Below are 13,645 nucleotides of genomic sequence, written 5' to 3' on the forward strand. Positions count from 1 at the left end.
ATTGAAAACAGAAAACTGTAAACAGAAAACTAGTATATAGATCATGAAGAGAAATCTCTGGATATGGCTGATTCCGGTGGGATTATTGGCTTTATTCTTCTTCGTAGGCGTATTACCCCGAATCAGAAATCAGCAGGAACTGCACGCCGAAAGCGACGCTGCCAAAAATCGCTTGCCGCTGGTAAACGTCGTCATTGCAAAACGTACCGCTGATACCACGGGCCTGACCTTGCCTGGACAGATCATGCCGTACCGCGAAACCCAGGTGTACGCCCGTACGCAAGGCTTTTTACGGCAACGTCTGGTGGATATTGGAACGAAAGTAAATCGGGGTAGTTTGCTGGCCACGATTGAAGCCCCTGAATTGGATCAGGACATTCTGAAAGCTCAGGCGGATATGAAACTGGCTCAAGTAAATCTGGATCGCGTGAAAAGCGTAACGCTTCCCGGAGCCGTTTCGCAACAGGATGTAGATACACGTCAGGCAGGCTACGAAGTAGGCCGGGCGGCATTGCGGCGGCTCGAAGCCCTGAAGAGCCTGCAACAGGTACGGGCTCCTTTCAATGGGATTATAACGGCCCGGAATGCGGATGTAGGAGCGTTGATCAATACGGGCAATATTCCCCTGTTTACAGTATCTCAACTGGATACCCTGCGGGTGTACATCGACGTACCTCAGACCTATTACCAACTCGTAAAAATCGGACTGCCCGCTACGGTGAAGGTGCCGGAACTGGGTAAAAGCTTTACGGGTAAAGTGGTGCGTACTTCGGGTACGCTTCGGTCGGCCTCGCGTACGTTGCTGACGGAAGTAGCCATTCCCAATCGCTCCGGTGAATTAGTCGCTGGTTTGTACGGTCAGGTAACGCTGGATGTTCGGGCAATCAATCCTCCCGTACGGATTCCGGCCAACACGCTGCTGGTTACGCCCGAAGGCTCCCGGGTAGTCATTGTTTCCTCCAACGGTCAGGTGCATTTTCAGCCCATCACGATTGGACGCGATTTTGGTACGAGTCTGGAAGTACTGGATGGACTACAGGGCAACGAACGCCTGGTAGCCAATCCATCGGACGGCCTCAAAGAAGGAGGCATGGTACGCGTAAAATAAGTTTTTAGTTTACGGTTTTCCGTTTTCAGTGGGCTACTCGCTTTTCAATTGAAAACTGAAAACAGCAAACGGAAAACTGCCCCAACTTCCCAAAGTTTTTACCGAACGTATGAATTGTTTATTGAAAATCAGTGGGTTGCTTTTGCTGGTGACCAGTGTGGTTACGGCACAGACGCCCACCAGTCGACCTTTTGCCGATCCGGAACTGGATAAACTCATCGAAGCCGGACTTAATTTCAATCCTGATATACGAAATGCGTTGAGTCGTGTCGAGGAGGCCCGCGTACGCGTACGGGTGGCTGAGTCGTACCTGCGACCCGTAGTTCGGGGAAATCCGGGTATTCAGACGCAAAGTCTTTCACCCAACCGGCCCGTTCAGTTCACCAACGTACGGGCAGTACGGGTGCAACTGACGACGTTTCAGATTCCCATTGATGCCAGTTTTGAACTGGATTTATTCGGACGAATCCGGCAAACCGTACGTCTTTCCGAAGTGCAGACGCAACTGAGTGAAGCCGATGTTCGGATTGCCCGTTTGGCAGTAGCTGCCGAAATTGCCCGTCTCTATGCTCTGGTACGCTCCAACGACGCCGAACAAACGGTTTTCGAGCGAACCTTGTCAGCCCGGGATTCCGTACTGGCGGTGGTTCGCGAACGATTCCGGATTGGCCTGACCAGTGAAATCGACGTCCGTCGGGCCGAAACCGAGATTGGTAACCTGCAAACCCAGCGTACGGCCCTGCAACGCAGTCGGCACGAGTTAACCAATGGACTAGCCATTCTGACGGGTCAGGATGCGGGGACTTTCACCCTGCCGCCGGCTACGTTACCCCCATACCCAACGCCAACGTACGCCAACATTACGGTGGATTTGCTACAAAATCGTCCCGACATTCAGCAGTCGAATGTACAGGTATCGGCGGCAGATATTAACGCGGATATTGCAAGGAAAGCCCTGAAACCTCGGGTTAGCCTGGGGGGGTCGGGTGGTCTGATCAGTGGTAAAATTGGCGATCTGGTGCTGCCGTCCAGCTATACCTACACGGTTGGAGCTACGGCTAGTTTTCCGATTTATGAAGGTCGGCGAAACCGGGAAAACATCAATTTAGCCCAGCAGCAGATACAAACCGCCCGTACATCCGTAGATCAGCGGGTGGTGACGGCTCAACGCGAAGCCGAAGTAGCTTTGGATAACATCCGCGATCTGGAAACCCAGATTGGTAATCAGCAAAGCGTCATTGAAACGGCTCGTAAAACCGAGCAACTCGTGCGGGAAGTGTACGGAAAAGGCCTGACGACGTACCTTGACGTACTCGATGCTCAGCGTACTTCGCTGGACGCTGAACGTCAACTGGCTCAGTTACAGGGACAGCGGCTGGTGTACGCCGTGGCTTTGTGGAAAGCTTTGGGTGGTCAATAAGAGTGCTTGACCCTGGATTGAAATAACATGGTTACGAAAGAGATTGAGCCTACGGGTCTTGGGAGTTAGCCAAGGGTAGGAGAGAACGTAACGAAAAGGACCGAAGCTTGCTTCGGTCCTTTTCGTTACGTTCCAAATGGTTAAGTATTTTTCAGAAAAGATAGTATTTACCAATAGAGAAACGCTTAATCTTCCGAAGGCGTTGGTCGAATCGATTACATTAAATACTTTTGCAGGTCGGAAGAAAAAACGTACGTATCTGTTTCTGAACAACCCGTTTTTTCTCTTATAGGATTTAACTAGCAGAACGGTATCATCCCGCGATTTGAACCTTCAGCCCACCGAATGAACAACCCTATAAATGTCAATTCTTACCGTTTTTTACATTAAGCTGCTTTTGAACGTAGGATTAACTGCCGGCATCATCTGGTCAGTAAAGAAAGCAACCCTCATTCAACAATGGCAGCAAAAAAACGACACCCTTGCCTTTAGTCTGGGTTTTCTCATCTTACGTTTGATTCCCTGGGTCATGATTTTTCTCGTGATCAATGAGGTACCTCGTGGAGACGTTCCGTTCTTTTTCTACAAAGCTGAAGGAGCAAAGGCCGGAGGATTCGTGTATCGGGATTTCTGGTCGTATCATGCTCCCTTGTTTGCCTACATCATCAGTTTACCGCTGTGGCTCTGGCATAATTCCCGAGCCATTGTTCTGTTGATGGTCCTGATGGAAACGCTTATTTTATGGGGAACCTACCGAACCTACAAGCCCGAAAAATCGAATGCCTTACAGGCTAGCCTGATTTACTGGATGTTACCGGCGTCGTTTATGTATATCCTCATCGACGGCCAAGAAGAAGTCTGGTTTTGGGGTTTGGCTCTGCTCATGTGGCGGCACGTGAAACAAAATCCGGAGGATTATGAAGTAGGACTGGGCGTCATTTTTGCCATTGCCCTGCTGACCACCAAAGCGACGTTTGTCTTTTTCCTGCCCCCGCTGCTCATTAGCGTACGCCGTCCGATCAAAATGCTGCTGGTCATGGCCGCCATCGGATTACCCGCTCTGGCTTTTCTGTACTGGCAAATCGGCGACTTATTCCTTATGCCCATTCAGCATACCGAGCAATTGATGACGCCGAACCTATTTTCCATTACCCGGCCGATCATCGAGCTTTTTGTGCATATCGATACCAGCAACTCTACTCTGGTTAACTGGCTGGGACTGATCACCACCATGCTGCTGGTTTCGTACCTGGCGTACCGGGGTCGCGTTAATCCGCTGACGCACACCCTGCCCGCCTTATTTATCGCCACATTTGCGTGTATGATGATCTTCCAGGCGAGTGCTCCCGGAGCGTACCTGATTGCGTATTTGCTGGCCGTCGTTTTCGATATTGTTGACCTGCGGAATAACAAACACCTAACAATCTTGTTAGTACTGAGCTGGCTCACCGTCGTACAGCCCTTTGTGAACGTATATATTGAACAACCGGACTACACCCGGTTTGGTATGCTGACCAATCCCGTATATCTGTTCGACTGGTTGCTACAGGTACTCAACGTAGCCTGTTTTTTCTGGCTGGTTTCCCGAACTGCCACTAAGATTGTTACTCCTAAACATTTGACGCTGGCATGAGTGTTGTTTTGGCCAAACTGATTATTAGCCTGGGCTGTATTCTGCTGGTGGGTATTGTACTATACTTCAGATCTCCGATTACGGCGGGTCTGAAAACGAAACCTGTCGCGGGTGTACTCGGCGTGAGCTGGCTCCTGCTGCGGGTGTTTCCCTTTCTGGTGATCTACCTATGGGCTAATCAAGAGCCTACTTCCGATGTGAACGGCTTCTGGGACGAAGGGAGCAAAGCCTCTATGGGCCAGATGGTGTACCGCGATTTTTGGTCACCGTATTCCCCTTTGTACGCCTATTTCCTGGGTATCTGGCTGAAAATCTGGTACAATCCCCGGATGATTGTTCTGACCATGGCTCTGATGGACGGGGTTGCTTTGGTACTGACTTATCTCTTTTATAAAGACCGCTACAGTAAGGAAGATTTACTCTTCAAGGCCCTATTGTACCTGTTACTGCCTGGCTCACTTGTTCTGTGCGTGGTCGGAGCCCAGGAAGACATCTGGATGTGGCTGTTTGTTGTACTGGCCTTCCTGGTTCGCAAACGCTGGGGTGTAATCGGGTATAGTCTGGTCATGGCTCTGGGCGTACTGACGACCAAAGCTATTTTTGGACTGGCTCTATTCCCACTCTTTCTCATTGAAAAAGAAAAAATCCGTTTTCTGATTCCGATCTCACTAATTGGAGCCCTGTCGGTAGCCATTTTGTATCATCTGGTGAAGTTGGAGTTTTTGCAGCCGCTCGACGAAGCGAATGTATTACGGGCTCCCAACTTGCTTTCGGTCATCAATCCCTGGACGTTCGATTCGATTGGTACCGGGGCCAAAGTCTGGAACTGGCTCGGACTGGTAGCCACCATTAGCGTGGGTTGTCTGACGGCCTGGCGGATGCGGAATCAGCCCATCAATGTGATGCTGGCCCACCTCTGGGTCGCCATGTACGGTCTGATGATGATTGCCCAGCAAAGTGCGTACAGCAATTATCTGTTCCTGTTTTTATTACCGCTGGTGTTTGAAGTGATGGACTGGACTAACCTTCGACAGGTCATTCTCCTGTTCGTCTTTAACGTATTGTCGGTGATCCATCCTTCGTATTGGTGGCGAATGGGCATGCCCAATTACGCTACCCCTGCCGATATTTTCAGCCTTCAGGCCCGTACGATTGATTACGTGATTCAGGTGGGCGTTGTGGTATTAACGGGCTATTTCATTAACGTAGCTTTTCCTCGCTCCGAAAAAAAAAAGTACAGCACCGCTCAATAGTACCTCCCATACATTCCCTATAAGCGAGACCTTTCTTTAGTTGTTGGCATGAGTCTGAAACGTAATTTCCCCAATCTGAACGGCGTACGATGTATTGCGGCGGTGTCCGTATTGATCCATCACCTCGAACAGGCGAAAGAAGTGTTTGACCTGCCCAATATATATCATCTGACGGTCGTCAAACACGCGGGGCGTTTGGGTGTGGGTCTCTTTTTCGTACTCAGTGGTTTCCTCATCACGTATCTGCTGTTGCAGGAAAAAGGCAATTTTGGCGACATTTCTGCTCCCAAGTTTTATCTGCGACGCGTATTCCGGATCTGGCCCATTTACTTTCTGATCGTCGGACTGGCCCTGTTTATCTTTCCGCATGTCCCCTTGATGTATTTTCCCGGAGCCAACGAAGTCGCTTCCCAGCACGTTGCGGAACGAATCACCCTGCTGGCTCTGGTACTGCCCAACTATGCGTTTGTTCTGTATCACATTCCCTACTGGGCGGCTCAGGCCTGGTCCATTGGGGTGGAAGAGCAGTTTTATTACCTCTGGCCCTGGATTATCAAATACCCCAAGCGGACCTTTTTGATTGTAACTATCTTCATGCTGGCGACGGTTGGATTACTCGCCCTAGGGGTATATCTGCTGGATGGAACCGAAGCCCAGAAGAAAGATTCCGTACTGACGTTCATTGGCCAGTTTCGCTTACTCATCATGGCCCTGGGTGGGGGTGGAGCTTATCTGGTGTATACCAACCGGACGCGATTTCTGTCCGTTCTCTACCGGAAGAATGTACAGATTACGGTATACGTACTCTTCCTGATCTGCTTTTTGTCGGGTGTACACATCCCGGCTTTCATGGAAGTATATGCCTTCTTTTTCTGCTTTTTCGTACTGAATGTGGCGACGAATCCCAACAGTATTATTTCACTGGAAAACCCGATCGTCAGCTACATCGGCAAGATCTCTTACGGGCTGTATCTCTATCACGTTGCCATTTCGGTATTCCTGATTAATGTCCTCAATACGTATGCTCCGGGTTTATCCACTATGGCCTACAACCTGATTTTGTACCCTGCTGTATTCGGCTTGTCCATTCTGGTTTCTTACCTCTCATACGAGTATCTGGAAAAACCGTTACTGGTTTTCAAAGACAAGCGATACGGACGTTAGGGGCTTATTCTATAGTGCCAGAATACAGCCGAGGCGTTCGTAGGAAAGCTCCGTTTCCTAAGTAAGCAATCCATCTTATCACCTGCGTAGCCCTTATAGTCAGACCATTATTCTTTCAGTGCCAAGGGTTCTACTACTTGGATCGTATAGCATATTGCGTACTGTATACAACCAATTCCTCAGTAAACGTAATAACGCTGCTCTTCAGAAGCAGAATAGCAGCTCTTGTGAACGCTGAAACAGCCTCACATTACTAAAGCGTTGGTAAGTCCGACATACGATAAAATTTTAGGTTCAGGGAATCAGCCGTTTGCAGCAGTTGTCGGAGTACTTGCACGTCAAAGCCGTACTGCTCAGGCTTGGGGGCTGAAAAAAAGGGTTGATGGCCAAAGAGCAATACAGCTTTTCCCCGCGTCTTGGCCCGAACCAGGATGGCCCGAAGTTCCGCTACACTCAAATTTGCACTGGTATCGAACAGCAGGGCATCCACGCTGCGTTGCTGTTCAAAATTGTAGTAGATCTGAGGTAGCCATTGGGGTGAAATATGATAGAGTCGGAATGCTTTATAGGAGCGTTCCGCCAGTGCCACGTCCCGCAGGATCCGAAAACCGGAAGCCTCCAATACTGAATCGACGCGGGCATTATGATTGCCGCCGGGATGAGCGTACGAAGTAGGGTGGAAGCCCGCTTGTTGCAGGTACGAAAGTCCGGGCCGAATTTCCGTATCCAGATAACCTTCTACCCCCAGATTCTGTATCATTTCCGTGGAGATGCCGTGAATGGTACCGTGAAAGCCAATTTCGTGCCCATCCTGCTGAAGCTTCTTCAGAATGTTCACTTCTTCATTCGTCAGCGAATCCGGACAATTTACGTAGAACGTCACCTTAGCCTGGTAGCGATTCAGTAAGGGGCGTAAGGCCATCCAGTCGCTGAAAAAGCGATCGTCGAAGGAAAGGGCAATCCCCGCCCGCTCCGGGTGCTGGGGGGTAGAATGACAGCCGGTTAGTATAAAAAGAAGTAGAACAATGAAAGTCCAGCGGCCCATGTGAAGCATTAGTTAGGCAAATGTTAAGGATTTTGCGGGAAAACCCGGCTCATGTAAAGATTATATAAACATCGCAAAAGCAACATCTTGATCCGGTTTACCCCTCTATACATTTGCCCGGCCTATACGAACCAATCAATCTGTTACGCTCACTATGACTTTACTCTGGTTGAAAAAACACCAGCCTCGCCAAGGCTGGACCGGACGCTTTTTGTGCTTACTTTTCTTTCTCGGCACTAGTATTCATTTCCATCTGGCTGCTCAAGCGACCGACGCATCCATTTCCGGCGTTGTGAAAGATGAAAAAGGCGAGGCCCTGCCCGGGGCCGCCGTAACCGTTCGAAACGAGGCAACTGGTTTTACCACGGGTACGCTGACCAATGCGAAAGGGGAGTACGCCCTTCGGCAGTTGCCGCTGGGTAAGCCCTATACCGTCACGGTAACCTTCATTGGCTTACAAACGGTAAAAGAAACGGGGTACTCACTCAATTATGGCGATAACCTGAACGTAAACGTCAGTCTGCAATCGTCTAATACAGAATTGAAAGAAATCGTGGTTTCCGAACGCGGCTACACCAAGGAAGTACGGCAGGCGGGAGCCGCTACGTCGATTACGGCGGCTCAGATCAAAAACTTACCCAACGAAGGCCGGAGTTTTACCCGACTCAACAACCTGTCTCCCCTGCAGGGCGGCGACAACTTTAGCTTCGGCGGCCAGCGTTCGACGGGTACTAACGTGACCATCGACGGGATGAATGCCCGCAATAGCTGGACCAATGGGCAGGTTTCCGCTGGCCCCTACGCCATTTCGTTGGAAGCCATTCGCGAGTATAAAGTCATCACCAACGATTACGACGTTACACAGGGCCGTCAGTCGGGCGGGGCCGTGAGTGCTGTCACCAAAAACGGAACGAACAAACTGGAAGGTTCGGCTTTCCTGTACTTCCGTAACAACACCTTGTCGAGTCAGTACACCATTCAGGGAGCTGAACGCAAGCAGAACTTCACTAACTTCCAGTCAGGTTTCAGCTTGGGTGGACCTATCATTAAGGATAAACTTCACTTTTTCGTAGCCTATGACCGTCAGGATGCCAGCGAGCCGCTCATCATTGCCGACATCAATTCGTCCGCGGATGAACTGCGGTACGGCATCACGAAAACCAATCTGGAACGACTGGTGAAGGTAGCTCAGGAAAAGTACGGCGTTACGGGGCAGCAATTTGGCCAGTTTCCTAAGAAATCAACGGCCAATACCGCTTTTGCACGCCTCGACTGGCAGCTCAATACCAAGCACAAACTGACGCTACGCGGCAACATGACCCACTACGTAGCTCCGCTGAACGATGGTGATAACTCGAACATCAACTTGCTGGAATCTTACGCGAACCTGAAAGACGTATCGGTAACGGCCATGGCGGCGTTGCGTTCCACGCTGAAACCCACGCTGACCAACGAATTCAAGGTGCAGTACCTGTATTCCTACAAACCCGTTACGCCGCAGCCTTATCTGCCATTTCAGAACATTCCCCGGGCGATTGTCAACGTTACCTCGCCTTTCCCTACGGAAACCAATCCCAACGCTACGCAGACGAAAACGGTACAGTTCGGTGGACAACGGTATTCCCCCGAATTTAACCGGATGCACCAGGTACACCTGAGCAATACGGCCTACTGGAATACGGACAAGTTCAACTTCACCTTTGGTACGGACAACATGATTACCACCATGGAAACGTATCTGTCGAGTGAACAAAATGGTCGATTCTTCTTCAACAGCATCGATGATCTGGAAGCTCTGCGGCCGTATCGCTACGCCCGGGAAGTGCCTTTGCAGGGACAACCCATCGTGAATCAGAGTGTGCTGGATATTTCCGTCTTCGGGCAGGCCGATTTCTACCCGCATCCGGACCTGAACCTGGCTCTGGGCGTACGCTACGATGCAACGGCGTTTCTGACGGGTGGACAACTTAACGAAACCGTGAAACGCACACTGGGGATCCGCACGGACGTGAAACCCGAGGACTGGAATAACATTCAACCCCGTTTTCAGGCTACTTGGGATATTGGGGGTAAGCGTCAGAATGTCCTGAAAATCGGAGGCGGGTTATTCTCCGCTCAGCCGCACTACTACGCTCAGGTGAACAACATTCAGAACAGTGGACTGATGGTCGGTTCTGTAGACGTGACGGGCGATCAGGTACCCGTACCGGAATTTAGTAAGTACCGTCAGGATGTTTCGACCGTGCCGGGCATTCCGGCGGGTGGAAAGTACGTGTCAACCATCAACGCCGTTAACCCAAGCTTCCAGGTACCGACGACGTTCAAGGGCAATGTGAACTTCAATCACTTTATCGGCGAACGCATTCGGGTTGGACTCAACGCCATCTGGGCAAAAACGATTCATAACTACGTGTACGTGGATCGTAACCTGAAGGATAACCCGGAATTCAGAATTGCCAATGAAGACAATCGGGGCGTGTTCGTTCCCGCCGAAACCATTACGGCCAAGGGAATCACGGACTGGCAGAATTCCCGAAAAACGACCGAAGTCGGGCGGGTACTGGAATTGATCTCGACGGGTATCTCCGATCAGTTTACGCTGGTGGCTGACGCGGGTATCAAACTGGGAAAAGACGGTTACGTGAACATGAGTTATACGCTCAATTCCACGAAAGATAACTCGTCCTACAGCTGCTGCGTGGCGAATACCTCGACGTTCTTGCCCGTCAAAGACGATCCACGGAGCCTGAGTTATGGCTACGCCGATACACATTTCCGGAACAAGATCGTAGTAAACGGAGCAACGCCTTCCTGGAAAGGATTCCAACTCGGGGCTACGGTAATTGGCGTGGGCGGTACCCGTTATAACTTCCTGGTAGGCGGCGGTACGAGTCTGAACGGCGATTTTGTACTGACGAATGATCTGGCTTATGTGTTCGATCCGAATAATCCGACAACGCCGGAAAATGTTCGCCAGGGAATGAGCGATCTGCTCAACAACCCCTCGGTAGACCAAAGTGTGAAGAATTACATCAAATCCAGTTTGGGTAAAGTAGCTGAGCGAAACGGCGGAATTAACCCCTTTGCTACGACCGTGGATTTACGCTTGAACAAAGCCTTTAAACTCACCGAAGGTCAGAAGCTGGAGTTTTCGGCGGATGTCTTTAACTTCATGAACGTACTCAATCGGGAATGGGGCCGGAATTACAATCGCGGTAATACGAACTTGCTGAATATTAACGCCTTCGATCAGTCGAACCGTCAGTATGGCTACGCCGTGCAGAACCTGGGTACGCGTCCGATTGGGGGTACGCCCTGGCGGATTCAGCTTGGCTTGCGGTATTCGTTTCAGTAACTACATAATCACATATGAACTTCCGCCCGTGCTTTCGAGTACGGGCGGATTTGCCTTTTTATTCGATGAAACAGCTGCTTAGCCTCGTACTAGTGGGCCTGTGTGTTACGGGTTTCGCTCAGAAAAAATTGCACAAACTTGCTATTCCAAGCGTAGCCAAAGCTCAGGAATTCTGGAAGTATACGCCCCAACACCGGCCTTTTCTGAGTGCCCACCGGGGGGGAGCTCGGCCCAGTTTTCCGGAAAACTGCTTGGAAACGTTTGAACCTACGCTCGAACACACCTACGCTACCTTCGAGATTGATCCACGACTGACGAAAGACAGTGTAATCGTACTCCTGCACGATGCTACGCTGAATCGTACCAGCAACGGAACGGGTAAACTCCGGGATTATACCTGGCAGGAAGTGCAGCAATTCCGCTTGAAAGATTCGGAAGGCAAGCTGACGAATTTTCGAATTCCTACGTTGGAGGACGCCATTGAATGGGCCCGCGGTAAAACCGTACTAATTCTTGATTACAAAGATGTTCCTTTTGATAAAACGTTGGAAATCATTCGTAAACACAAAGCCGAGGCCTTTGTTATGGTGACGGTTCATACGGCCCAGGATGCCCAGTACTACCACCAGCGAAACCCGGATATTCTCTTCGAAGCCTTTGTTCACACGGAAAAGGCCCTGCACGAATACGAAGCCGCGGGTATTCCCTGGAAGCAGGTCATGGCGTACATCGGTTCCCAGACCAAACCCGAACACCCGGCTCTGATTGAAGAGTTACATCAACGCGGGGTGATGGCGATGGTTGCCGCTGGTCCGGTATACGACAAAGAATACAAAGCTGGGAAAACAGACGTGTATCAGACGATTCTAAAAGCAGGAGCCGACTTGATCGAAACCGATTTGCCCATTCAGGCGAATCAGGGGATACAGCCGATGCTTCCGAAGAAGAGTGATAAGAATGCGTTTTTTAAGTAAGGAACGGTCTCGCTTTATAAACCGTCTGGAATGGATACTTTCCTAACAAAACCCGGCCTTTTCCGTACCTTTGTCTTTTCAGTGAGACCAAGTTTTCCATGATACGAACCGTTATTTTTGATATGGACGGGGTGATTGTTGACACCGAACCCGTTCACCGTTACGCTTTTTTCAAGCATTTTGACGAATTAGGCCTGCACATTACCGACGAAGAATACGCCACCTTCACGGGTCTTTCTACCCGCAACGTCTACCAGAAACTCAATGAAGCCTATAATCTGGGGGAAGATATCGAATCGTTCGTGCTGCGGAAGCGGGCTATTTTCAACGATGCGTTTGATGAAAAAGAAGATCTGGATTTGCTCGACGGCGTACGCACGCTGATTGAAGACCTGCACGAACACGGATTTCAGCTTATTCTCGCTTCCTCGGCGGCCAAGGTAACGATTGCTCGCGTATTCAAACGCTTTGGACTGGACCCGTACTTTTCCGACAAAGTGAGTGGCGAAGATTTCGTTCGATCAAAACCCGATCCGGCGATTTTTGAGCACGCGGCTTCTTTATCTAAAGCTCCCAAATCGGAGTGTATCATCATCGAAGACTCGAACAACGGCGTGAAAGCGGCTCGGGCGGCAGGGATTTACTGCATTGGCTACAACAGCGAGCATACCGCCCTGCAGGATTTGAGCGAAGCGAATCAGATAATCAACCATTTTTCGGAGCTGAACGCCGAAAAAATCCGGGCGATTGTAACGGAATAGGAACGTACTAAGCGTTCATTTTCAGAAAGGACGAGGATAGCCACTCGTCCTTTTGTTATTGGGTGAAAGCAAAGTCCGCGTACCTTTGCCCAGATTCCATCTACTCGCTATGAAACTTTCTTCTCTATGGGCCCTGCTATTGCTCGGGCTATTGACCAGTTGCGATCTCTCCCTCTTTGAACCGACGGATTATCCGCCCAGCCCGACGAAGTTGAATGGACCTAAAGCCCGTACGCTGGCGATTAAACCGATTGCCCTTAAGGAAATAGATACACTGTCGTTAACCGGGACCAGAGCCCTGATCATCAGTCCGTATGCGTTGATGCTTTCCGACTCAGTGACGTATGCCCTTCGCCGTTTTCCCCAACCCGCTAGTCCGCCGCTGGAGGTGTTGTTCTCCGATGATGAAGGAAATGTATGGGTCGTTGCTCAAGACGGTACGCTGGGGTATGGCGTACATCGGTACACCGGAGGAAACTGGGTCAAAGAAGGCAATTTCCCCGCTGACGTAAAGTTTCGTTTCAACGAAGTAGTAAAAGCTACCGCTCAGGAACACTGGTTTCAAACGACCAAAGGTTTAGTAATCTGGGATGTAAAGCAGCAGAAAGGCCGCCTGGTGGAAGAAACGACTGAACGGCTTTTTACTCAAAATTTTTCCCTGAAATCCGATAATCAGCAATTACAGATTTACAGCCATACGAATCTATCCCAGCCAGTGGCCGAGTACGATTTGTCGCAGTTTCTCTACACGCGGAAAGGCATCAGAAATTCCTTGTTTGGCGTGTTTGAAGATGATGCTCGTACCCTCTGGCTGGTGGTGAAAGATGGCCGTTGGGATGGCGTACTGATGAAATTCAACGGGCAAACGCTGGAAAAATTAACGTTGATCCCCGTGAGTGATTACGATTCCGGCCGATCCGTTTCCGATTTCG

10 protein-coding genes are annotated in these 13,645 nt (G+C 50.2%); 9 read left to right on the forward strand and 1 reads right to left on the reverse strand.

Annotation, left to right across the window (positions count from 1 at the left end; translation table 11 throughout):
- Window positions 1-43: 43 nt before the first annotated feature.
- From ACOJTG_RS12175 to ACOJTG_RS12195, 5 genes are all read left to right on the forward strand, one after another.
- A complete protein-coding gene (locus tag ACOJTG_RS12175; RefSeq protein ID WP_420154056.1) occupies window positions 44-1,108 on the forward strand; it encodes an efflux RND transporter periplasmic adaptor subunit in 1,065 nt (354 codons plus the stop codon).
- Between the two features lie 109 nt (window positions 1,109-1,217).
- The gene (locus tag ACOJTG_RS12180) at window positions 1,218-2,528 is read left to right on the forward strand and encodes an efflux transporter outer membrane subunit (protein ID WP_420154057.1); all 1,311 of its coding nucleotides are present in this window, start codon (window positions 1,218-1,220) and stop codon (window positions 2,526-2,528) included.
- Window positions 2,529-2,889: 361 nt separating this feature from the next.
- The gene (locus tag ACOJTG_RS12185; RefSeq protein WP_420154058.1) at window positions 2,890-4,161 is read left to right on the forward strand and encodes a hypothetical protein; all 1,272 of its coding nucleotides are present in this window, start codon (window positions 2,890-2,892) and stop codon (window positions 4,159-4,161) included.
- Window positions 4,158-5,414 carry a hypothetical protein gene (locus ACOJTG_RS12190; RefSeq protein ID WP_420154059.1) on the forward strand — a complete coding sequence of 419 codons (1,257 nt, stop codon included), beginning with the start codon at window positions 4,158-4,160 and terminating at the stop codon, window positions 5,412-5,414. Before ACOJTG_RS12185 ends, ACOJTG_RS12190 begins: the two co-directional genes overlap by 4 nt.
- Window positions 5,415-5,462: 48 nt before the next feature.
- Window positions 5,463-6,578, forward strand: coding sequence for an acyltransferase family protein (locus ACOJTG_RS12195; RefSeq protein WP_420154060.1), 1,116 nt, complete (start codon window positions 5,463-5,465; stop codon window positions 6,576-6,578).
- Window positions 6,579-6,831: 253 nt separating this feature from the next.
- Here ACOJTG_RS12195 and ACOJTG_RS12200 read toward each other — a convergent pair whose 3' ends face one another.
- Entirely contained in the window at window positions 6,832-7,623 is a 792-nt protein-coding gene (locus ACOJTG_RS12200) for a polysaccharide deacetylase family protein (protein ID WP_420154061.1), read from the reverse strand.
- Between the two features lie 154 nt (window positions 7,624-7,777).
- Between ACOJTG_RS12200 and ACOJTG_RS12205 the strand changes: the two genes are divergently transcribed.
- The 4 genes from ACOJTG_RS12205 to ACOJTG_RS12220 all read left to right on the forward strand — a co-directional run.
- Window positions 7,778-10,978, forward strand: a complete 3,201-nt coding sequence (locus tag ACOJTG_RS12205; RefSeq protein WP_420154062.1) for a TonB-dependent receptor — start codon at window positions 7,778-7,780, stop codon at window positions 10,976-10,978.
- A 65-nt stretch (window positions 10,979-11,043) separates the two neighbouring features.
- On the forward strand, window positions 11,044-11,952 hold the full coding sequence (locus ACOJTG_RS12210) for a glycerophosphodiester phosphodiesterase family protein (RefSeq protein ID WP_420154063.1): 909 nt from the start codon (window positions 11,044-11,046) through the stop codon (window positions 11,950-11,952).
- Window positions 11,953-12,050: 98 nt separating this feature from the next.
- Complete coding sequence (locus ACOJTG_RS12215; protein WP_420154064.1) at window positions 12,051-12,713, forward strand: HAD family hydrolase; 663 nt, start codon at window positions 12,051-12,053, stop codon at window positions 12,711-12,713.
- 109 nt (window positions 12,714-12,822) lie between these two features.
- Window positions 12,823-13,645: hypothetical protein (locus ACOJTG_RS12220; RefSeq protein WP_420154065.1), on the forward strand; the 823-nt coding region annotated here is incomplete at its 3' end.

It is taken from the genome of Siphonobacter sp. (genome assembly GCF_048595215.1).
In the GTDB taxonomy this organism is placed as follows: Bacteria; Bacteroidota; Bacteroidia; order Cytophagales; family Spirosomataceae; genus Siphonobacter.